The organism is Luteimonas terrae (assembly GCF_031457535.1).
Taxonomy (GTDB): domain Bacteria; phylum Pseudomonadota; class Gammaproteobacteria; order Xanthomonadales; family Xanthomonadaceae; genus Luteimonas; species Luteimonas terrae_A.
In genome coordinates this window covers 1-21,901 of sequence record NZ_JAVDWO010000010.1, presented here as the reverse complement: position 1 = coordinate 21,901, position 21,901 = coordinate 1, and the positions used below count along the sequence as shown (strand labels likewise).

The window sequence follows — 21,901 nt, the reverse complement described above, 5'->3', positions numbered from 1 at the left end:
CCGGGCATGGAGTACACAATTTCCCAGACCACCCTGATCGCGATCGTTCTGGCGCCGTTGCTGGGCTCGATCATCGCGGGCCTGTTCGGCCGCCAGGTCGGTCGCGCCGGCGCGCATTCGGTCACCATTGCAGGCGTCGCGATCAGCTGCGCGCTTTCGATCTACACGCTGTGGCAGCTGATGCAGGGCGCGCCGACCTTCAACGAGAACGTCTACACGTTCTTCGAGGTCGGCAACTACTCGGCGCACGTCGGCTTCCTGATCGACAACCTCACCGCGATGATGATGGTCGTGGTGACGTTCGTGTCGCTGCTGGTGCACGTCTACACCATCGGCTACATGTCCGAGGATCCGGGTTACCAGCGCTTCTTCAGCTACATCTCGCTGTTCACCTTCTCGATGCTGATGCTGGTGATGGGCAACAACTTCCTGCAGCTGTTCTTCGGCTGGGAAGCGGTGGGCCTGGTGTCGTACCTGCTGATCGGGTTCTGGTTCAAGAAGCCGACCGCGGTATTCGCCAACATGAAGGCGTTCCTGGTCAACCGTGTCGGCGACTTCGGCTTCCTGCTCGGTATCGCCGGTGTGCTGTACTGGTTCGGCAGCCTCGACTACGCGACGGTCTTCGCTGCGGCTGACACCACCATCGGTGGCGGCCAGACGATCGAAGTGATCACCGGTTTCGAGTGGTCGGTCGCGACCCTGGTCTGCATCTGTCTCTTCATCGGCGCGATGGGCAAGTCGGCCCAGGTGCCGCTGCACGTGTGGCTGCCCGACTCGATGGAAGGCCCGACCCCGATCTCGGCACTGATCCATGCCGCGACGATGGTCACCGCCGGCATCTTCATGGTGGCGCGCATGTCGCCGCTGTTCGAGCTTTCGGAGACCGCGCTGCAGTTCATCCTCTTCATCGGTGCGACCACTGCCTTCTTCACCGGCCTGATCGGCATCGTGCAGAACGACATCAAGCGCGTCGTCGCGTATTCGACGCTGTCGCAGCTCGGCTACATGACCGTCGCGCTCGGCGTGTCGGCGTACTCGGCCGCGGTGTTCCACCTGATGACGCATGCCTTCTTCAAGGCGCTGCTGTTCCTGGCCGCCGGTTCGGTGATCATCGGCATGCATCACGAGCAGGACATGCGCAAGATGGGCGGCCTGCGCAAGTACATGCCGATCACGTTCTGGACTAGCGTCATCGGCACGCTGGCCCTGGTCGGTACGCCATTCTTCAGCGGCTTCTACTCCAAGGACACGATCATCGAGGCGGCCAAGCACGCCAGTGACGGTGGCGGCTGGGTGTTCCAGTACGCGTACTGGTCGGTGCTGCTGGGCGCCTTCGTAACCTCGTTCTACAGCTTCCGCCTGCTGTACATGACGTACTTCGGCAAGGAGCGTTTCCGCGACGCGCATGCGTCCGACGCCCATGCCACGCATGACGCGCACGGTCAGGAGACGCACCACGAGCCGCTGCACGACGATGGCCACGGTCACGCGGTCGCCGCGACCGTTCACGACGACCACGCGCACGACGCCCATGGCCACCACGGCGTGCACGAGCCGCACGAGTCGCCGTGGGTCGTGACGCTGCCGCTGATCCTGCTGGCGATCCCGTCGATCCTGATCGGCTATTTCACCGCGGGCCCGATGCTGTTCGGCACCGACTGGACCGGCCATCACGAGGTGCGCGGCTTCTTCGACGGCGTGATCCATGTGCTGGCGTCCAACGACGTGCTGGGCGCGGTCAAGGAAGCGCTGTGGCATGGCCCGGCCGCGTTCGCGCTGCATGGCTTCATGGCGCCGGCGTTCTGGCTGGTGGTCGCGGGCTTCGTGCTGGCGACCGTCATGTACTGGTGGAAGCCCGAGCTGGCGGCGAAGGCCGCGCACGTGTTCCGCCTGCCCATCCGCGTGCTCGAGAACAAGTACGGCATGGACGACCTGTGGATCGGCGGTTTCGCCGGCGGCGGTGTCGGCCTGGGCAAGCTCTCGCGCATCTTCGACACCAAGGTCATCGACGGCTTCTTCGTGAACGGTCCGGCGCGCGTCGTCGGCCTGGTTTCGGGCGTCGTCCGCCGGCTGCAGTCCGGTGCTCTCTACCACTACGCTTTCGCGATGATCGTCGGCCTGATCGTGCTTCTGGCCATCCTCATCAAGTACTGGCGCTGACGGAATACGATACGTGTCGAACTGGCCTCTTCTCAGTCTCCTGATCTGGCTGCCGATTCTCGGCGGTGCGTGCGTGCTCGCCCTGGGCGAACGCCGCCCCGACGCGGCGCGCTGGGTATCGCTGGCGTTCGCGCTGCTCGTCTTTGTCCTCAGCATTCCGCTGTTCACCGGCTTCGACTACGCCAATGCGGGGCTGCAGTTCCTCGAACGGCGCGAGTGGATTCCGTCGCTGGACATCGAGTACCACCTCGGCGCTGACGGCATCTCGGTCGCGCTGATCATCTTGACCACGCTGACCACCGCACTCGTGCTGATCGGCGCCTGGGGCTCGGTGACCAAGCGCGTGTCGCAGTACTTCGCGTCGATGCTGATCCTCGAAGGCATGATGGTCGGTGTGTTTTGCGCCGTCGACGCGATGCTGTTCTACGTGTTCTTCGAAGCCATGCTGATCCCGATGTTCATCATCATCGGTGTCTGGGGCGGCGCGAACCGCGTGTACGCCTCGGTGAAGTTCTTCCTGTACACGTTCCTCGGCTCGGTCTTCATGCTGGTCGCGCTGATCTACCTGTACCTGCAGGCCGGCAGCTGGCAGCTGCCCGACCTGTACGCACTGCGGCTGTCGTCGACCGAGCAGATGTGGATCTTCTTCGCGTTCCTCGCCGCATTCGCGGTGAAGGTGCCGATGTTCCCAGTGCACACCTGGTTGCCGGATGCACACGTCGAGGCGCCGACCGGCGGCTCGGTGATCCTGGCGGCGATCATGCTGAAGATCGGTGGCTACGGCTTCCTGCGCTTCAACCTGCCGATCACGCCGGACGCCGGCCACGAGTGGGCCTGGCTGGTCATCGGCCTGTCGTTGATCGCGATTGTCTATGTCGGCCTAGTGGCGCTGGTCCAGCAGGACATGAAGAAGCTGGTCGCGTACTCGTCCGTCTCGCACATGGGCTTCGTGACGCTGGGTGTGTTCATCGCGTTCGCGCTGATGCGCGACGTGCCGGACGGCTCCGACGCCGCGCGTCTCGGTCTGCAGGGCGCGATGGTGCAGATGGTCTCGCACGGCTTCATCTCCGGCGCGATGTTCTCCTGCATCGGCATCCTCTACGACCGCATGCACACCCGGAACATCAAGGATTACGGCGGCGTCGCCAATGTGATGCCATGGTTCGCCGCGTTCTACGTGCTGTTCGCGATGGCGAACTCCGGCCTGCCGGGCACCTCGGGTTTCGTGGGCGAGTTCATGGTCATCCTGGCCGCGTTCCAGAGCCATCCGCTGATCGCGTTCTTCGCGGCGATGACGCTGATCATCGGTGCGGCCTACACCCTGTGGCTGGTCAAGCGCGTGCTCTACGGCGAAGTGTCGAATGCGCATGTTGCCGCGCTCAAGGACATCAACGCCCGCGAGGCACTGGTGCTCGGTGTGTTCGCTGCCGGCACGCTGCTGATCGGCGTGTATCCCAAACCGCTGACCGATCTGATGGAGCCGTCCATCGCGCAACTGGCGAACCTGATCGCCGTAAGCAAGCTTTAAGGGTGAGCAGACGCGCGCTTGGCGGGCGCCCTCAAGGCGGCTGCCGCGTCTGGGAACGCCCGGCCATGGATGGCCGGGCTGGACGATCCGGAGTCGCCCATGTCACGCCATGGACGGCATCGGTCGATGATAGAAACAGTGCGATCCGCAGGATTGCCGAGGAACGTGTGCAGTGATCAACAATCCGATGACGCCTCCCATCCGCACGCTGGCCGAGCTGGGCCCGATCGTGCCCGAGCTCGTGATCGTGCTGGGTGCGTTCGCCCTGCTGATGCTCGACCTGTTCATCGACCCGCGCCGCCGGATCATCACCCATGTGCTGGCCGTCGCGACGATGTTGGCTGCGGCCGCGCTGATCGTGTTCGGCGTCGGTGGTCATGGCAGCATCCTCGCGGACATGTTCGTGCGCGATGGTGGCGCCGACGTGCTGAAGGTCGCCGGCCTCGTGGTCGGCGCCGTGGCGCTGGGCTACGCGTGGACGTTCCTGCGCGATCGCGGCCTGTACCAGGGTGAGATTCCGGTGCTGTTCCTGTTCACCACCGCCGGCATGATGCTGCTGGTGTCGGCGAACAACCTGACGATGGTCTACGTCGGTCTGGAACTGCTGGCGCTCTGCTCCTACGCGCTCGTGGCCTGCGACCGCGACAGCAAGCTCGCGTCCGAAGCGGCGATGAAGTACTTCGTGCTCGGTGCATTGGCGTCGGGCATGTTGCTGTTCGGCATGTCGCTGATCTATGGCGCGACCGGCACGCTGTCGCTGCCAGCGATCAATGACGCGATTGGCGGTCTGTCCGACGACGGCCGCGTGCTGATGCTGACCGGCATGGTGTTCCTGATCGTCGGTATCGCGTTCAAATTCGGCGCCGCGCCGTTCCACATGTGGCTGCCCGACACCTACCACGGCGCACCGACGCCGATCGTCGCTTTCATCAGCTCGGTACCGAAGATTGCCGCGTTCGGCATGGCCTGGCGCCTGCTCGAAACCGCGCTCGGCCCGCTGCACGACCAGGCGCAGATCCTGCTGTCGATCCTCGCCGCTCTGTCGCTGGTGGTCGGCAACCTGTTCGCGCTGGCGCAGACCAACCTCAAGCGCATGCTCGCCTACTCGACGATCTCGCACGTGGGCTTCCTGTTCCTCGGCCTCGCCGGTGGCGGGCAGGTGGGTTACGCCTCGGCGATGTTCTACGTCGTCAGCTACGCCGTGATGTCGGCGGCCGCGTTCGGCGCGATCGTCATGCTGTCGCGCAACGGTTTCGAAGCCGAGCAGATCAACGACTACAAGGGTCTGAACCAGCGCAGCCCGTGGATGGCCGGCATGGTGTTGTGCATCATGGCGTCGCTCGCCGGCGTGCCGCCGTTCCTCGGCTTCTGGGCCAAGCTCGCGGTGCTGCAGGGCGCGCTGCAGGGCGATCTGCTGTGGCTGGCCATCGTCGGCATCGTGTTCGCGGTCATCGGCGCGTTCTACTACCTGCGCGTGATCAAGGTCATGTACTTCGATGCCCCCGAGGCCGCCCCGATGGCGCAGCGCCCGGGTACGCCAATGCGCCTGGTGTTCGCACTGAACGTGCTGGCGCTGCTGGTCGTCGTGCCGTTCTTCAGTCCGTTGATGGCATGGTGCCAGCAGGCATTCGCCGCCTGACCGGATCCGCGCTGGTAATACGCGCGCCATCTGGTTAAGATGCGCGCCCGGTCGCTGCAACATGGCAATCGGGAGAAGTTCGAGGGGCGCGGAATCGCTCGAAACTTCTTGCAATATCGAAGAGAAATCTTCATAATTCCGCTTCTGATGCGGGGTGGAGCAGTCTGGCAGCTCGTCGGGCTCATAACCCGAAGGTCGCAGGTTCAAATCCTGCCCCCGCTACCACATTCAACGCAGTAAAGAAGGCGCGCCTCCGGGTGCATCCGACGCGAAGAATCTGGGCTTTGCCGAAGCAACTGCTTCGCTTCGGCGCCGACATCCAGTGGTATCGGACAAGGGGCCCATCGGGCCCTTTGTCGTTTTCCGCGATCGGAAAACCACAGGCGCCCGGGGCAACGCGGTGCGTTTGCAGGCAGCGACGATCGTGCGATACCGGATACGCAACGGACGAGGGATCAGTGGCGGACAAGGCGACACAACTGACGGAACTGCTGGCACCGACGGTCGAGGCCCTCGGGCTCGAACTGCTGGGCATCGAATACCTGACGGCGCCCGGTGGCGCGCTCGTGCGCATCTACATCGATGTGCCGGCAAGCGCGGAAGCCGGCCAGGCCGATCCGGAAGGCGAAGGCGGGCAGGGCGTGACGATCGAACACTGCGAGGCGGTCAGCCGCGAAGTGTCGGCGCAGCTCGACGTCGAGGATCCGATCACCGGCAACTACACCCTCGAGGTGTCGTCGCCAGGGATTGATCGTCCGTTGTTCAACGTCGCGCAGTTCGCGCAGTTTCAGGGCGAGACCGCGAAGGTCGGCCTGAAGCTGCCGCAGGACGGGCGCCGCCGCCTGACCGGTCGCATCACTGCGGTCGAAGGTGACACCGTGACGTTCGATGTCGACGGCAATGCGCTCACCGTGCAGGCCGACAACATCGAAAAAGCCCGCGTGGTGCCCGACTGGGCTGCGCTGGGTCTCGCCGCGTCGAAGGACAAGAAGGACAACGGCCGCGCCACTGGCGCGACCCGCAAGGCCAACCACACACCACGTGACAACAAGCGGTCGGCGGATCCGTCGACCGGTGCGGAGTGAATGAAAAGATGAGCAAGGAACTGTTGCTGGTCGTCGACGCGGTCGCGAGCGAGAAGGGCGTCCCGGAATCGGTGATTCTCGAGGCCATCGAAGCAGCGCTGGCGACTGCCGCCAAGAAGCGCTACATGGACCAGGACGTGCTGACGCGCGTCGCGATCGATTCGAAGGACGGAAGCTACGAGACCTTCCGCCGCTGGGAAGTGGTGGCCGACGATGTCGTCATGGAATCGCCCGACCGCCAGCTGCGCCTGATGGACGCGATCGACGAGGCCGAGGGCGTCGAGGTCGGCGACTACATCGAAGAGCAGATCGAGAATGTCGACTTCGGTCGCATCGCCGCCCAGGCCGCCAAGCAGGTCATCGTGCAGCGCGTGCGCGAGGCCGAGCGCCAGCAGGTCGTCGATGCGTGGAAGGATCGCGTTGGCGAGCTGGTAACCGGCGTGGTCAAGCGCGTCGAGCGCGGCAACGTCTACGTCGATCTCGGCGGCAACGCCGAAGCGCTGATCCAGAAGGACAAGGCGATTCCGCGCGATGTCGTGCGCGCCGGTGACCGCGTGCGCGGTTATCTGTACGACGTGCGCAGCGAGCCCCGTGGCCCGCAGCTGTTCATCAGCCGCGCCGCGCCGGAATTCATGATGGAGCTGTTCAAGCTCGAAGTGCCGGAAGTCGGCCAGGGCCTGGTCGAGATCAAGGCCTGCGCACGCGATCCGGGCGACCGCGCCAAGATCGCCGTGTTGGCCTATGACACCCGCACCGATCCCATCGGCGCCTGCATCGGCATGCGCGGGTCGCGCGTGCAGGCGGTGTCGAACGAGTTGAACGGTGAGCGCGTGGACATCGTGCTGTGGTCGGACAATCCGGCGCAGTTCGTCATCAACGCGATGGCCCCGGCCGAAGTGCAGTCGATCGTCGTCGACGAAGACAAGCACTCGATGGACCTGGCGGTCGCCGAAGACAAGCTCGCCCAGGCGATCGGCAAGGGCGGCCAGAACGTGCGCCTCGCCAGCCGCCTGTCGGGCTGGCAGCTCAATGTGATGACCCAGGACCAGGTCACCGCGAAGTCGGATGCCGAGCAGGCATCGGCGCGCGCCCTGTTCCAGGAGAAGCTGGAAGTCGACGAGGAAATCGCCGGCATCCTGGTCGCCGAGGGCTTCAGTACGGTCGAGGAAATCGCCTACGTGCCGGTCGGCGAGCTGCTGGCGGTCGAGGGCTTCGACGAGGACATCGTCGAGGAACTGCGCGGACGCGCTCGCGACTCGCTGCTCAACGACGCGCTCGCGGTCGAAGAGGGCGTCGACGAGAATGCACCTGCGGACGATCTGCTCGCGCTGGACGGCATGGACGAGGCGACGGCGTACGCGCTGGCCGCCCATGGCATCCGCACCAGTGAAGACCTGTCGGACCTGGGCGCGGATGAAGTGGTTGAGTTCGGCATCGAGGACCTCGACGAGGCCCGCGCCGCCGCGCTGATCCTCGCCGCCCGTGCCGAAGAGATCGCGCGGCTGGAAAGGGAAGGCTGACGGGTCGCGCCGGGCCGGTGCCCTGCACCGGCCTAGAACGCGGCCGCCAGCCACGGATGACGATCCCGTTCGGAACGAATCCCATGCAGCGGTAGAATGACAAATCCACTGCGCCCCGCAATTCGCGGCGGCGCGCAAGGAACCGGAATCACGAATGTCGCAACAAACCACCATCCGCAAGCTGGCCGCACTGGTGAATACGCCGGTCGAGAAACTGCTTGAACAGCTGTCCGAAGCGGGCATGCCGTTCAGCGATCCCGACCAGAGCGTGACCAGTGCCGAGAAGCTCAAGCTGCTCGGTTTCCTCAAGCGCGCACACGGCAAGGGCGATGCCCCGGCCGAGGAAGTCGCTGCGCCTAAGAAGATCACGCTCAGCCGCAGCCGCAAGCAGGAACTGACGGTCGGTGGCGGCAAGAACCGCCAGACGGTCGATGTCGTCGTGCGCAAGAAGGTCACGCTGAGCCCGACCGCGGGTGGCGCAATCGACCCGGACGCCGAGCGCGCTGAGATCCTGCGCAAGCTCGAAGAGTCGCGTGCGAAGAATCTGTCCGAGCAGCAGCGTCTGGCCGAAGACGACAAGCGTCGCGCCGACGAGGCCGAAGCGCGCAAGCGCGAAGCGGAAGCCGAGGCCGAACGTCTGCGCCAGGTCGCGGCGGCCGCCGCCGCCGCGCCGCCGGAAGAAGCCGAAGCGACGCGTCGTCCGCCGGCTGCGCATGGTCACGGCCACAAGCCGCCTGCGGCGCCGCGTGCGGATGATCGCAACGCACCCGCCGGTGCCAAGCACAAGGGCAACCGCGGTTCGCACGCGATGGTCAGTGGCGTCGAGGACGACGACAAGACCGCGCGTTTCGCCGGCCAGTTGCACCTGAGCGCCTCCGATCGCGCCCGTCGCAGCACCAGCAACACGCGTGGCAAGCCGCAGCGCGGTGGTCCGCAGCGTCGCGGTAATGCGCCGTCGCGCAGTGGTGGTGGCCCGCACGGCTTCGAACGTCCGACCGCGCCGATGCAGCGCGAAGTCGCGATCGGCGAAGCGATCACCGTGGCCGACCTCGCGCAGAAGCTCGCGATGAAGGGCGGCGACGTGGTCAAGGCGCTGTTCAAGATGGGCGTCATGGCGACCATCACCCAGTCGATCGACCACGACACCGCGGCGCTCGCCGTTGAAGAGCTCGGCCACATTCCGGTGCGCGCCGATGCGGACGACGCTGAGAGCGAGCTGATCGCACACGTGGGCGAAGCGCAGGGTGACCAGGTCGCGCGTCCGCCGGTCGTGACCATCATGGGTCACGTCGATCACGGCAAGACCTCGCTGCTGGATTACATCCGTCGCACCAAGATCGCCTCGGGCGAGGCGGGTGGGATCACCCAGCACATCGGCGCGTATCACGTCGAAACCGACAAGGGCGTCATCAGTTTCCTCGACACCCCGGGCCATGCGGCATTCACCTCGATGCGCGCACGCGGCGCCAAGCTCACCGACATCGTGATCCTGGTGGTCGCGGCTGACGACGGCGTCATGCCGCAGACGGTCGAGGCGATCAAGCACGCAAAGGCGGCGAAGGTGCCGTTGATCGTGGCAATCAACAAGATCGACAAGACCGGCGCCGATCCGTCGCGGGTCAAGAACGAACTGCTCGAGCACGACATCGTGGCCGAGGACTTCGGCGGCGACACGCAGATGGTGGAACTGTCGGCCAAGACCGGCGACGGCGTCGACGATCTGCTCGATGCGATCTCGCTGCAGTCCGAAATTCTCGAACTGCGCGCCGTGGCCGAAGGCCGCGCGAGCGGTACGGTCATCGAATCCTCGCTCGACAAGGGCCGCGGCCCGGTCGCGACGGTGCTGGTGCAGAACGGTCTGCTGGCGCGAGGCGACTATCTCGTCTGCGGCGTGCAGTACGGCCGCGTGCGTGCGCTGTTCGACGAAACCGGCGGCCAGGTCCCGACCGCCGGTCCGTCGATCCCGGTGCAGGTGCTGGGTCTGTCGGGCGTGCCGGATGCGGGCGACGATTTCGTCGTCGTCGCCGACGAGCGCCTGGCCAAGGAAGTCGCCCAGCAGCGTGACACCAAGCGTCGCGAAACGCGCCTGGTCCAGGCCGCCGGCAACCGCATGGAAGACATCATGGCGCAGATGGGCCAGGCCGAGCAGCAGCTGTCGCTCAACCTGGTCATCAAGGCCGACGTGCAGGGCTCGGTCGAAGCGCTCAAGCAGTCGCTGGTCGCGCTGTCGAACGAACAGATCCGCATCAACGTCATCGTCTCGGGTGTCGGCGGCATCACCGAATCGGACGCCAATTCGGCGGCCGCGGCGAAGGCCACGATCATCGGCTTCAACGTCCGCGCCGATGCATCCGCGCGCAAGGTGATCGAGAACAGCGCGCTGGATCTGCGCTACTTCTCGGTGATCTACGACGTGATCGACCAGGTCAAGCAGGTCGCTTCGGGCATCCTCGGCATGGAGATCCGCGAAGAGATCATCGGTACCGCCGAAGTGCGCGACGTGTTCCGCAGTTCCAAGTTTGGTGCGGTCGCGGGTTCGATGGTCATCGAGGGCGTGGTCAAGCGCAGCAAGCCGATCCGCGTGCTGCGCGACAACACGGTCATCTTCGAGGGCGAGCTGGAATCGCTGCGCCGCTTCAAGGAAAACGTCGACGAAGTGCGCAACGGCACCGAGTGCGGCATCGGCGTCAAGGCCTACAACGACGTCAAGCCGGGTGACCAGATCGAGTGCTTCGAGCGTATCGAGGTCCAGCGCACCCTCTGAGGGCGCGCCGGATGCAATGCCGGCGGCCGGGCTCCGTAGACACGGACCCGGCCGTCGTCGTCTCGGGTGGTGTCGCCCGGACCGCTTCAAACTTTTTCCGTCCCATCGCAACAGGTGCTCCATCCGTGCCCACGAAATCCTTCCACCGTACCGATCGCGTCTCCGCACAGCTCCGTCGCGAGCTCGGAACGCTCGTGCGCGAGGCAGTCTCCGAACACGGGTTGCCGTCGGTCAGCGTGTCCGATGTCGAGGTCACGCGTGACATGGCGCACGCCAAGGTCTTCGTGACCGCACTGCAGTCCGAGCGCGCCGACGAGGCGATGAAGGGCCTGAAGGCGGTCGCGTACGAGATCCGCTTCCGCCTTGCGCGCGCGGTCAAGCTGCGCCACGTGCCGGAGCTGCATTTCCACTACGACGATTCGGTCGACCGCGGCGAGCGCATCGACAATCTGCTGCGCGATGTCGGCGAATCTTCCGCCGACTGACGCCGGCGCCTCGCCTGCGACGCCCTCGCGCCCGCGCGGCAAGCGTCGGCAGCAGGACCGTCCGCGCACGAAGTTCCGCAAGCTCGATGGCATCCTGCTGCTCGATAAACCGCGCGGCATGAGTTCCAACCAGGCGCTGCAACGCGTCCGCCACCTGTTCCGTGCCGAGAAGGGGGGCCATACCGGCAGCCTCGATCCGCTGGCGACCGGTCTGCTGCCGGTCTGTTTCGGTGAAGCGACCAAGATCGCCGGCGGCCTGCTCGGCGCGCGCAAGGCCTACACCACGGTCGCCCGGCTTGGCCAGGTCACCGATACCGACGACGCCGACGGCGAAATCCTGCGAGAGCGCCCGGTGCCCGCGTTGACCATCGAGACCCTCGATGCCGCGCTCGGCCAACTGGTCGGGCGCATCCAGCAGCGCCCGCCGATCTATTCCGCACTCAAGCGCGGCGGCGAGCCGCTGTATGCCAAGGCGCGGCGCGGCGAGACGGTCGAGGTGGATGTTCGCCCGGTAGATGTCCACGCCTTCGAACTGCAGTCGGCCGCCGATCTGCTCGACGGTGTGCTGGACCCCGGCGGCATGCCGCAACTGCGCCTGCATGTCGAATGCGGTTCGGGCACCTACGTCCGCAGCCTGGTCCGCGATCTGGGCGAGCTGCTGGGCTGCGGCGCGCATGTCGCCGAACTGCGGCGGCAGTGGGTCGATCCCTTCCGCGATCCGCGCATGTGGACGCTGGAGGACCTGCAGGCGCTGGCCGCACGCGGCGAACCGCAGCTCGAAGCCTGCCTGCTGGAGATCGAGGCCGGCATGCTGGCTTGGCCGAAGGTCCATGTCGACGCGCGCCAGGCGGCGCGGCTGCAGAACGGGCAGGACGTGCCGGGCCCGTACGCGCCGGTGGGCGAAGTCGCGATCATCGGGCCGGCCGGCCGCGCCGAAGGGCTGGGGCAGGTGGACGCAGACGGCCGTCTGAAACCGCAGCGCATGTTCCGCCTCGCACACCCAATCGCCACCAGGGACTGAATGGCCGCCTTGTCCGGCGGTCCGCCCGGCGGTACAATTCCGCGGCCTTTTTCAAGGCACACTGCAGCACCCATCCACAGGCGGTCCGGGCGGTACGCGGCGGTCACACGACACGTCGCTGTCTTCTGCGGGACCCGCGTCCAGAGAGCATGAAATGACCAGCACCATCGACAACGGCAAGATCATCGAAGAACACAAGCGCGGCGACAACGACACCGGTTCCCCGGAAGTCCAGGTCGCTCTGCTGACCGCACGCATCGTGCACCTGACCGAGCACTTCAAGACGCACAAGAAGGATCACCACAGCCGCCGCGGCCTGCTGATGATGGTCAACCGTCGTCGCAGCCTGCTGGACTATCTGCACCGGAAGGATGCGGATCGCTACAAGGCCCTGATCGAGAAGCTTGGTCTGCGTCGCTAAGACTGACACCCACCGCGGCGCAGAAATGCGCCGCGGTTCTTTTTAGGGCGTGGGCGCGCCCGCCCGCCGGGGCATGGGTCCCGGACGGTTCATCGCAAGAGACATCAAGGAATTCCAACGTGGCAAAAGTGACAAAGAGCTTCCAGTACGGCAACCAGACAGTGACGCTCGAGACCGGCGAGATTGCGCGCCAGGCCGGCGGCGCCGTGATGGTGTCCTGTGACGGCACCCAGGTGCTGGTCGCCGCGGTCGCCAACAAGACCGCGCGCGAAGGCCAGGATTTCTTTCCGCTGACCGTCGACTACCAGGAAAAGTTCTACGCCGGCGGCCGCATCCCGGGTGGCTTCTTCAAGCGTGAAGGTCGCGCCACGGAGAAGGAGACGCTGATCTCGCGTCTGATCGACCGTCCGATCCGTCCGCTGTTCCCCGATGGCTTCCGCAACGAAGTCCAGATCGTCGCCACCGTGATGTCGATGAACCCGGACGTCGACGGCGACATCCTGGCCCTGCTCGGCGCGTCTGCCGCGTTGGCCCTGTCGGGCGCGCCGTTCGACGGCCCGATCGGCGCTGCGAAGGTCGGTTACAAAGACGGCCAGTACCTGCTGAACCCCACCGTGTCCGAGCTGAAGGATTCGGACCTCGAGCTCGTCGTCGCTGGTACCGCGAACGCCGTGCTGATGGTCGAGTCGGAAGCCAAGGAACTGTCGGAAGACGTGATGCTCGGCGCCGTGATGTTCGGCCACCAGCAGATGCAGGTCGCCATCGCCACGATCAACGAACTCGTTGCCGAAGCTGGCAAGCCGAAGTGGGAATGGTCGGCGCCTGCCGCCAACGAAGGCCTGGTTTCCGCCATCCGCAGCGCCCTGGGCGAGCAGCTCGCCAGCGCGTTCCAGGTGCGTGACAAGCTCGAGCGCAAGGATGCGATCTCCAAGGTGAAGAAGGCGATCCTCGAAGCCGTGCAGCCGCATGCCGAAGCCAACGCCTGGTCGAGCAGCGAACTGTCGAAGGAATTCGGCGAGCAGGAATACAAGACGATGCGCGACTCGGTCCTCAAGACCAAGGTCCGTATCGATGGTCGCGCGCTCGACACCGTGCGTCCGATCAGCTCGAAGGTCAGCATCCTCCCGCGCGTGCACGGCTCCTCGCTGTTCACCCGTGGCGAAACGCAGGCGATCGTCGCCGTGACCCTCGGCACCGCGCGCGATGGCCAGATCATCGACGCCGTCGCCGGCGAGTACAAAGAGCACTTCCTGTTCCATTACAACTTCCCCCCGTACTCGGTGGGCGAAGCCGGCCGCATGATGGGTCCCAAGCGCCGCGAGATCGGCCACGGCCGTCTGGCCAAGCGCGGCGTGCTCGCCGTGATGCCGACGATGGAAGAGTTTCCGTACACCATCCGCGTCGTGTCGGAGATCACCGAGTCGAACGGTTCCTCGTCGATGGCGTCGGTCTGCGGTTCCTCGCTGGCGCTGATGGACGCGGGCGTGCCGATCAAGGCACCGGTCGCCGGCATCGCGATGGGCCTGATCAAGGAAGGCGACGACTTCGTCGTGCTGTCGGACATCCTGGGTGATGAAGATCACCTCGGCGACATGGACTTCAAGGTCGCCGGCACCACGAACGGCATCTCGGCGCTGCAGATGGACATCAAGATCCAGGGCATCACCGAAGAGATCATGAAGGTCGCGCTGGCGCAGGCGAAGCAGGGCCGTCTGCACATCCTGCAGGAGATGAGCAGCGCGCTGACCACGGCCCGTACCGAACTCAGCGAGTTCGCGCCGCGCCTGATCACGATCAAGATCCACCCCGACAAGATCCGCGAAGTCATCGGCAAGGGCGGTTCGGTCATCCAGGCGATCACCAAGGAAACCGGCACCCAGATCGACATCCAGGATGACGGCACGATCACGATCGCCTCGGTCGACGCCGCCGCCGGTCGCGCCGCGAAGGAACGCATCGAGCAGATCACCTCCGACGTCGAGCCGGGCCGTATCTACGAGGGCAAGGTCGTCAAGCTGATGGACTTCGGTGCATTCGTGACGATCTCCCCCGGCAAGGATGGTCTGGTCCACGTGTCGCAGATCTCCAACGAGCGTGTCGAGAAGGTCGGCGACGTGCTCAAGGAAGGCGACGTGGTCAAGGTCAAGGTGCTGGAAGTCGACAAGCAGGGCCGCATCCGCCTGTCGATGAAGGCCGTCGCCGAAGGCGAAGGCACGCCGGCCGAGTAATCGCCAGCGTTTCATGCAATACGAAACGGGCCGCGCAAGCGGCCCGTTTTCGTTGGGGCTGCACGCGGCACAGCGCTCCCGATAGGATGGTTCGCGCGCAGCGGAGCCCGTCGCGCTGCATCAAGATTTCCGCATCAGGAGATGCCATGCGCACGTGCTTGCTGATCGCCGCGCTTTGCCTTGCTGCCCCGGTCCATGCACACGACACCGCCATCGCGGACTGCAGTGTCGATCGCGAAGCCATGCTCGCGCTCGACGAGCCTGCGTTCGATCAATCGATGCCTGATGGCGGCTGGCGCCGCCTCGGCACATCCCCGGCTGCCAGCTCGCCGCAGCCGAGCTGATCGCAGCCTGGCGCGCGCGGCATCCGCAAGCCTCGCCCACGGTCGCGTGGCATCAGGGCCAGATGCTGGCGCAGGCAGGTCGCAACGCCGAGGCGATTGCGCTGCTGGCGACGACGCGCAAGCCGGCCGATCAGGATCCGGCTGGCTGGAATCATTATCTCGATGCCACCGTGGCATTCCTCGGGGGTGACCACGCGGCGCTCGCGCAGGCGCGCGCGTCGCTGGCTGCGCAGCCGTATCCGGACACGCCCGGCATGCCGCCGCTGGTTGACGGCTACCTGGAGATGCCCACTCAGCCTGGGCTGCCGCCGATGCGGATGCGTTGGCCGCCCAATCTCGACGTCGTCGATGGACTGCTGCGGTGCTTCGGCAGATCGTACGCCGAAGCCTACGGCCCGACTTGCCGGACGGCGCCTGATTAGAAGCGTTGACGGGGCGCATGCGTGTTCTGCAAAAGGCCACCGCGCGCAAGCGCGCCTGCATGCAACGGGACTCTTCGCAGGCCGCGGTCGACTCCTGTGCAGTGTTGACCGCGACAAACCTGACTGCGCCACCTAGTTACATGGTGTGAGTTTGCAACGGCCGTTCATCTGGCAGGCTTGCGGCATGCAGACCGATACCTCGACTCCGAACGCTGTCAAAGCCCCGACACCCGGGCCCGCGCCGAAGCGCAAGAAGCTGTGGCACCACCTGTATTTCTGGGTGCTGGTGGGCATCGCCGCGGGCATCACCATCGGTCTGGCCGCGCCTGAAGTCGGCGCACAGATGAAATGGCTGGCCGACCTCTTCATCAAACTGGTCAAGGTGGTCATCGCGCCGACCATCTTCGCGACCGTCGCAGTAGGTATTGCCGGACTCGGCAACCTCGCCAAGGCCGGTGGCCTGGCGCTCAAGACCGTCATCTACTTCAACATCACCACCGTGTTCGCACTGGGCATCGGCCTGGTCGTCATCAACCTGCTGGGCCCCGGCCGCATGCTCGGCCTGGATCTCGCGACCTTCGACGCCTCCGCGGCCGAAGGCACGCTCAGCAGCGCCGGCGCCGCGGCGGGCGAGGGGCTGACAGGATTCCTGTTGCATCTGGTTCCCGGCTCGTTTTTCGGCGCCTTCGTCGAAGGGCAGCTGATCCAGGTGCTGGTGATGGCGATCCTCGTCGCCTGCGCGATCACGATGCTCGGCGAGCGCGGCAAGCCGGCGGTCGCGGCGCTCGATACCATCGCCCAGGTGATGTTCGGCGTCATCAAGATCGTCATGTGGTTCGCCCCGCTGGGCGCGATGGGCGGCATGGCGTTCACCATCGGCGAATACGGCAGCGCCATCCTCGGCTCGCTCGGCTACTTCATGGTCAGCTTCTGGATGACCTGCCTGCTGTTCCTGTTCCTGGTGCTGGGACCAATCTGCTGGTGGTCGGGCTTCAGCATCTTCAAGTACATCCGCATGATCCGCGACGAACTGTTGATCGTGCTCGGCACTTCGTCGTCGGAGACGGTGCTGCCGCGCATGCTGGCGAAACTCGAAGCCGCGGGCGTGCCGAAGTCTGTCGTTGGCCTGACGATTCCCACCGGCTATTCGTTCAACCTGGACGGCACCGCGATCTACATGACGATGGGCGCGATCTTCATCGCCCAGGCGTTCGGCATCGAGGTGCCGATCGGCACGCAGATCGCTTTGCTGGTCTTCATGCTGATTTCCTCGAACGGTGCGGCCGGGGTGTCCGGCGCGGGCTTGGTGACGCTGGCGGCTTCGCTGGCGGCGTTTGAGAGCGTGATCCCGCTGGCAGGCATCGCGCTGATCGTCGGTATCGACCGCTTCATGTCGGAAGGCCGTGCACTGACCAATCTCACCGGCAATGGCATCGGCACGCTCGTGGTGGCGCGCTGGACCGGCCAGCTCGATCGCGAGCGCTTGGCGGAGGTGCTCGACAATCCCTCGCTGGTCGACCCCGACCGTCTGCAGGCCGAAAAGAACGCCGCAGCGGCCGCAGCCGCCGAGTCGCCGATCAACGCTTTGCCGGCCAAGTAACCTCGATGGCCGTCCTGCGACACGCGTTGCGTTGGACGGATCGATGCAGCCGTTGCGTACGCAACGGTTGCGCGGCCACTTCATAGTCTTTAGGTTGCAGTCCATGCCCCGCATCGCCGCCAACAATCGCAACCGCAACGCACTGCGCACGAATAATCGTGCGCGGCCGAGGCGGGTGTGGGAGCTGGCGCAGCAATAAGGCAAGACGCGCAGGCACCGGAACACGAACCCGCATCGGCCGCGATGCGGGTTTTTTTGTGCCCCGCATCCGGCGCCACCGACATCGCGATCCACGACATCCCAGGAGCTCCACCATGTGTTCGATCTTCGGCATCTTCGGCCTGCAACCCGGCGACGACATCGCCACCCTGCGCCGGGAGGCCTTGCAGTGCTCGCAGCGCCAGCGCCACCGCGGCCCCGACTGGAGCGGTGTGCACGTCGACGACCGCGCGATCCTCGTGCACGAGCGGTTGGCGATCGTCGACCCGGCGGGTGGTTCGCAGCCGCTGCTGTCGGCGGACGGCGCGCTGGTGCTCGCGGTCAACGGCGAGATCTACAACCACCAGGCGCTGAAGTCCGAACTGCGCGTGCCGTACGCGTTCCAGACCGCGTCGGACTGCGAAGTGGTCAGCGCGTTGTATCGCGAGCACGCGGCCGACGGCAGCGGCCCGGCGGCATTTCTCGAGCGCCTCAATGGCATTTTCGCGTTTGCGTTATGGGACCGCGACAGCGGCCGCGCGATCATCGCCCGCGATCCGATCGGCGTGGTGCCCCTGTACTGGGGCCACGACCGCGAAGGCCGCCTGCGTGTGGCCTCGGAGATGAAGGCACTGGCCGATACCTGCGCCGATGTCGCGCAGTTCCCGCCCGGCCATTGGTATGACAGCGCGAGCGGGGTGCTCACGCAGTACTACCAGCGGCCGTGGCGCGACTTCGATGCGGTCGAGGGCGTGGACGTGTCTCTCGACGACGTGCGCGAAGCCTTTGAAGCCGCCGTGCATCGCCAGCTGATGACCGACGTGCCCTACGGCGTGCTGCTGTCGGGTGGTCTGGACTCCTCGCTGGTTGCGGCAGTCGCTGCGCGCTACGCGCGCCATCGCGTCGAGGACGGCGATCAGAGTGAAGCCTGGTGGCCGCGCCTGCATTCGTTCGCGATCGGCCTCAAGGGGTCGCCCGATCTCGCCGCCGCGGCGATCGCCGCCGAGTCGCTGGGCACCGTGCATCACGGCTTCGAGTACACCTTCGAGGAAGGCCTGGATGCGATTCCCGACGTGATCCGCCATGTCGAAACCTTCGACGTGACGACGATCCGCGCGTCGACGCCGATGTTCCTGCTCGCGCGCCGGATCAAGGCGATGGGCGTGAAGATGGTGCTGTCGGGCGAGGGCTCTGATGAGATCTTCGGCGGCTATCTGTACTTCCACAAGGCGCCGGACGCGCGGCAGTTCCACGAGGAACTGGTGCGCAAGCTCGACGCGCTGCACAACTACGACTGCCTGCGCGCAAACAAGTCGATGATGGCCTGGGGCGTGGAACCGCGGGTGCCGTTCCTCGACCGCGAGTTCCTCGACGTGGCGATGCGCTTCGACGCCGCGCACAAGATGATCCATCGCGGCAGCGACGGCTTCCAGCGCATGGAGAAGGGCGTGCTGCGCGCCGCGTTCGACGGGCATCTGCCCGACGAGATCCTGTGGCGGCAGAAGGAACAGTTCAGCGACGGCGTCGGCTACGGCTGGATCGACGGCCTAAAGGCGCACGCCGAGGCGCAGGTCAGCGACCGAGAACTCGCCGCGGCCGCGAATCGCTTTCCGTACAACCCGCCGCAGACGAAGGAGGCCTACTTCTACCGCAGCGTATTCGAACGCGAGTTCCCGTCACCGGCTGCGGCGGCAACGGTGCCCGGTGGCAAGTCGATCGCGTGTTCGTCGCCCGCGGCGATCGCGTGGGACGCGGCGTTCGCGAACGCCGCCGATCCGTCGGGGCGTGCGGTGGCCGGCGTGCATCACGCTGCGGCTTAGCGACGTATACCGCGGCGTCCGTCCCGGCGCGCGTATTGAGGGGGGAAGTCCGTTTTCCATGTAGGAGCGCGCTCGCGCGCGAAGAGGCTTCCAGGCAAAGCCCATCGCGCGCGAGCGCGCTCCTACAGAGATCCGGGCGTAGTCAGAACTTGCCCGCCGTCTGCGCAAGCGTCGTGTCGCCCGGGCGGAGTGGCCCAGCGTGACTATCGCCACGTGCCTGACGGTCACCGCAAGCCTCCGCCCGAGCGCAGTGCGACAGTTGGGTCGGCGCCACCACTGGACACGATCTGTTCGCCATATCCCGTCCCACATGTAGGAGCGCGCTTGCGCGCGAAGAGGCTCCCAGGTGAAGCCCGTCGCGCGCGAGCGCGCTCCTACAGGGAATTTGGACGTCAGAGTCTGCCGGCCATCCGCGCGAGCGTCGTGTCGCGCCAGAAGACGTGGTGCAGCGCGACCATCAGCACGTGCCCGACGATCAGCGCCAGCAGCGTCCACGCCAGCACGCCGTGGGACAGGTTGGCCGGCGCCATCAGCCAGCCGATCTGCTCGCCGGTCGCCGGAAACAGCGGCATGCCCCACGGCGCGAAACCGCGGCCGCTTCCGTATTCGCGCAGCAGGGCGACGGTGGGGATGTAGAACATCAACGCATACAACACCGCATGCCCGGCGAGCGCCAGGCGGCCGATCAGCGTCGCCGGATGCGGCGGACGATTGCGCCACTGCGACAGACCCCAGGCGCCGCGCAGCAGGATCGCCAGCATCAGCAGCGTGCCGATCGGCTTGTGCGTGCCGACGAGGAATGCGGTCAGCGGATGGCGACCGAGTAGCAGCTTCACGCCCATGCCGGTGAACTGCCAGGCGAACAGCGCGCCCATGCCCCAATGCAGCAGTCGCGTGACCAGGCCGTAGCGCAGTGGTGAATCGGTCCAGCGTGACGGCATGCGTGCATCCAGGGAAAGAATCCAGCGCACAGTTCAGCCGGGCGCCCGCGCGCTGTCAATCGCGCGCGCCCGCATGAAGGAGGGAGTGGGATTCGAGCAGCACCTGATTCCACCCCTGTGCGGCCATACCATCGGCCCCCGTACGGGACCGCAGCTGCACCAGCCCGTAAACTGGCCACCACGTTTCCAGACACACGGGCGACACCAGTGATCATCCATCCCAAAGTCCGCGGTTTCATCTGTACCACCACGCATCCGACCGGCTGCGATCACAACGTGCGCGACCAGATTGCGGCAACGCAGGCGCGCGGTGTGCGCGAAGACGGTCCGAAGAAGGTGCTGGTGATCGGCGCGTCCAGCGGTTACGGCCTGGCGGCGCGCATCAGCGCGGCGTTCGGCTTCGGCGCCGACACGCTCGGCGTGTTCTTCGAAAAACCCGGCACCGAGAAGAAGCCCGGCACCGCCGGCTGGTACAACTCGGCCGCGTTCGATCACTACGCGAAAGAAGCCGGCCTCTACAGCCGCTCGATCAACGGCGATGCCTTCTCCGACGCCGCGCGTGCGCAGGCGATCGACCTGATCAAGACCGAAATGGGCGGCCAGGTCGATCTGGTGGTCTATTCGCTGGCCTCGCCGGTCCGCAAGCTGCCCGATACCGGCGAAGTGAAGCGCTCCGCGCTCAAGCCGATCGGCGAGGCCTATACCTCGACCGCGATCGACACCAACAAGGACCAGATCATCGAAGCGTCGATCGAGCCCGCGACCGAGCAGGAGATCGCCGACACCGTGACCGTGATGGGCGGCGAGGACTGGCAGCTGTGGATCGACGCGCTGCGCGAGGCCGGCGTGCTGGCCGATGGCGCGAAGACGGTCGCCTTCAGCTACATCGGCACCGAGATCACCTGGCCGATCTACTGGCACGGCGCGCTGGGCAAAGCCAAGGCCGACCTCGACGCGACCGCCCGGCGCATCGATGCGCAGCTCGCCGAGACCGGCGGCAGCGCGAACGTCGCCGTGCTCAAGTCGGTGGTCACTCAGGCCAGCGCCGCGATTCCGGTGCTGCCGCTGTACATCGCGATCGCCTTCAAGGTCATGAAGGAGAAGGGCGTGCACGAGGGGACGCTCGACCAGCTCGACCGCCTGTTCCGCGAGCGCATGTACCGCGCCGATGGCGCAGCGCCCGAGGTCGACGCCGAAGCCCGCCTGCGTCTCGACGACTGGGAACTGCGCGACGACGTGCAGGCGCAGTGCAAGGCGCTGTGGCCGCAGATCACCAGCGAGAACCTGTTCGCGCTGACCGATTACGCCGGCTACAAGCACGAGTTCCTCAAGCTGTTCGGATTCGAGCGCAGTGATGTGGATTACGACGCCGAGGTGGATCCGGTGGCGGAGTTCGATGTGATCGAATTGCGGGACTGATTGCGTCCGCGCGTTCGGAGAAGCCCCGCTGATGCGGGGCTTTTTTTTGATGGGTCTGCGCCATCGTGGCGACGCAGGGTGCGTGCTGGCAATGCGTTGGATGCGCTGTTGCCAGGGTGCATGTTCTGGAGGTTGTTGTCTTTGCTTTTGCCTTTGCCTTTGCCTTTGCTTTTGGCTTTGGTTTTGGCTTCGGCTTTTGACTTGAATCGAGCCGTAAAGCGAGCCGAGCACCGGAGCCTGGCGTGGCCGAAGAGCAGCCCATGTCTGAGCGCAGCGAGTTTGGGCTGCGTGCCGCGTCAGGCGAGG

16 protein-coding genes and 1 tRNA gene are annotated in these 21,901 nt (G+C 65.8%); 16 read left to right on the top strand and 1 reads right to left on the bottom strand.

What is annotated here, in order from left to right:
• Nucleotides 1-6: 6 nt before the first annotated feature.
• The 15 genes from nuoL to asnB all read left to right on the top strand — a co-directional run bounded on the left by nuoL (nucleotide 7) and on the right by asnB (nucleotide 19,235).
• Nucleotides 7-2,160, top strand: a complete 2,154-nt coding sequence (nuoL, locus tag J2W68_RS12385) for an NADH-quinone oxidoreductase subunit L (RefSeq protein ID WP_310236340.1) — start codon at nucleotides 7-9, stop codon at nucleotides 2,158-2,160.
• Between the two features lie 13 nt (nucleotides 2,161-2,173).
• A complete protein-coding gene (locus tag J2W68_RS12380; RefSeq protein WP_310236338.1) occupies nucleotides 2,174-3,688 on the top strand; it encodes an NADH-quinone oxidoreductase subunit M in 1,515 nt (504 codons plus the stop codon).
• A gap of 175 nt (nucleotides 3,689-3,863) precedes the next feature.
• Entirely contained in the window at nucleotides 3,864-5,327 is a 1,464-nt protein-coding gene (gene nuoN, locus J2W68_RS12375) for an NADH-quinone oxidoreductase subunit NuoN (RefSeq protein WP_430539733.1), read from the top strand.
• Between the two features lie 148 nt (nucleotides 5,328-5,475).
• A tRNA-Met gene (locus J2W68_RS12370) sits at nucleotides 5,476-5,552 on the top strand.
• Between the two features lie 233 nt (nucleotides 5,553-5,785).
• A complete protein-coding gene (gene rimP, locus J2W68_RS12365; protein WP_310236334.1) occupies nucleotides 5,786-6,412 on the top strand; it encodes a ribosome maturation factor RimP in 627 nt (208 codons plus the stop codon).
• A gap of 8 nt (nucleotides 6,413-6,420) precedes the next feature.
• Nucleotides 6,421-7,932, top strand: a complete 1,512-nt coding sequence (gene nusA / locus J2W68_RS12360) for a transcription termination factor NusA (RefSeq protein ID WP_310236333.1) — start codon at nucleotides 6,421-6,423, stop codon at nucleotides 7,930-7,932.
• Nucleotides 7,933-8,086: 154 nt separating this feature from the next.
• Nucleotides 8,087-10,696 carry a translation initiation factor IF-2 gene (infB, locus tag J2W68_RS12355; protein ID WP_310236332.1) on the top strand — a complete coding sequence of 870 codons (2,610 nt, stop codon included), beginning with the start codon at nucleotides 8,087-8,089 and terminating at the stop codon, nucleotides 10,694-10,696.
• A 125-nt stretch (nucleotides 10,697-10,821) separates the two neighbouring features.
• Nucleotides 10,822-11,181, top strand: a complete 360-nt coding sequence (gene rbfA / locus J2W68_RS12350; RefSeq protein WP_310236330.1) for a 30S ribosome-binding factor RbfA — start codon at nucleotides 10,822-10,824, stop codon at nucleotides 11,179-11,181.
• Nucleotides 11,156-12,202 (top strand): tRNA pseudouridine(55) synthase TruB, encoded by a 1,047-nt coding sequence (gene truB, locus J2W68_RS12345; protein WP_310236328.1) that lies wholly within the window; start codon nucleotides 11,156-11,158, stop codon nucleotides 12,200-12,202. The genes rbfA and truB overlap by 26 nt, the downstream gene beginning before the upstream one ends.
• Before the next feature lie 154 nt (nucleotides 12,203-12,356).
• The gene (rpsO, locus tag J2W68_RS12340) at nucleotides 12,357-12,623 is read left to right on the top strand and encodes a 30S ribosomal protein S15 (protein WP_055247276.1); all 267 of its coding nucleotides are present in this window, start codon (nucleotides 12,357-12,359) and stop codon (nucleotides 12,621-12,623) included.
• Between the two features lie 119 nt (nucleotides 12,624-12,742).
• Nucleotides 12,743-14,851: a polyribonucleotide nucleotidyltransferase gene (gene pnp / locus J2W68_RS12335; RefSeq protein ID WP_310236326.1), complete on the top strand. Its 2,109-nt coding sequence runs from the start codon at nucleotides 12,743-12,745 to the stop codon at nucleotides 14,849-14,851.
• Between the two features lie 146 nt (nucleotides 14,852-14,997).
• Nucleotides 14,998-15,195, top strand: coding sequence for a hypothetical protein (locus J2W68_RS12330; protein ID WP_310236324.1), 198 nt, complete (start codon nucleotides 14,998-15,000; stop codon nucleotides 15,193-15,195).
• Between the two features lie 62 nt (nucleotides 15,196-15,257).
• Nucleotides 15,258-15,617 carry a hypothetical protein gene (locus J2W68_RS12325; protein ID WP_310236322.1) on the top strand — a complete coding sequence of 120 codons (360 nt, stop codon included), beginning with the start codon at nucleotides 15,258-15,260 and terminating at the stop codon, nucleotides 15,615-15,617.
• A 184-nt stretch (nucleotides 15,618-15,801) separates the two neighbouring features.
• Nucleotides 15,802-17,217 carry a C4-dicarboxylate transporter DctA gene (dctA, locus tag J2W68_RS12320; RefSeq protein ID WP_310236320.1) on the top strand — a complete coding sequence of 472 codons (1,416 nt, stop codon included), beginning with the start codon at nucleotides 15,802-15,804 and terminating at the stop codon, nucleotides 17,215-17,217.
• Nucleotides 17,218-17,531: 314 nt separating this feature from the next.
• Nucleotides 17,532-19,235 (top strand): asparagine synthase B, encoded by a 1,704-nt coding sequence (gene asnB, locus J2W68_RS12315; RefSeq protein WP_310236318.1) that lies wholly within the window; start codon nucleotides 17,532-17,534, stop codon nucleotides 19,233-19,235.
• A 392-nt stretch (nucleotides 19,236-19,627) separates the two neighbouring features.
• On the opposite strand, the gene J2W68_RS12310 is transcribed toward asnB, so the two are convergent.
• Nucleotides 19,628-20,176 (bottom strand): cytochrome b, encoded by a 549-nt coding sequence (locus tag J2W68_RS12310; protein ID WP_310236316.1) that lies wholly within the window; start codon nucleotides 20,174-20,176, stop codon nucleotides 19,628-19,630.
• 207 nt (nucleotides 20,177-20,383) lie between these two features.
• On the opposite strand from J2W68_RS12310, the gene fabV reads away from it, so the two are divergent.
• A complete protein-coding gene (gene fabV / locus J2W68_RS12305) occupies nucleotides 20,384-21,595 on the top strand; it encodes an enoyl-ACP reductase FabV (RefSeq protein ID WP_310236315.1) in 1,212 nt (403 codons plus the stop codon).
• Nucleotides 21,596-21,901: the final 306 nt, after the last annotated feature.

Coding starts and splice junctions, on each gene's coding strand:
- J2W68_RS12310 (WP_310236316.1), bottom strand. CDS start 20,176: ATGCCGTCACGCTGGACCGATTCACCACTGCGCTACGGCCTGGTCACG.
- dctA (WP_310236320.1), top strand. CDS start 15,802: ATGCAGACCGATACCTCGACTCCGAACGCTGTCAAAGCCCCGACACCC.
- nusA (WP_310236333.1), top strand. CDS start 6,421: ATGAGCAAGGAACTGTTGCTGGTCGTCGACGCGGTCGCGAGCGAGAAG.
- nuoL (WP_310236340.1), top strand. CDS start 7: ATGGAGTACACAATTTCCCAGACCACCCTGATCGCGATCGTTCTGGCG.
- rpsO (WP_055247276.1), top strand. CDS start 12,357: ATGACCAGCACCATCGACAACGGCAAGATCATCGAAGAACACAAGCGC.
- asnB (WP_310236318.1), top strand. CDS start 17,532: ATGTGTTCGATCTTCGGCATCTTCGGCCTGCAACCCGGCGACGACATC.
- truB (WP_310236328.1), top strand. CDS start 11,156: ATGTCGGCGAATCTTCCGCCGACTGACGCCGGCGCCTCGCCTGCGACG.
- J2W68_RS12325 (WP_310236322.1), top strand. CDS start 15,258: ATGCTGGCGCAGGCAGGTCGCAACGCCGAGGCGATTGCGCTGCTGGCG.
- J2W68_RS12330 (WP_310236324.1), top strand. CDS start 14,998: ATGCGCACGTGCTTGCTGATCGCCGCGCTTTGCCTTGCTGCCCCGGTC.
- infB (WP_310236332.1), top strand. CDS start 8,087: ATGTCGCAACAAACCACCATCCGCAAGCTGGCCGCACTGGTGAATACG.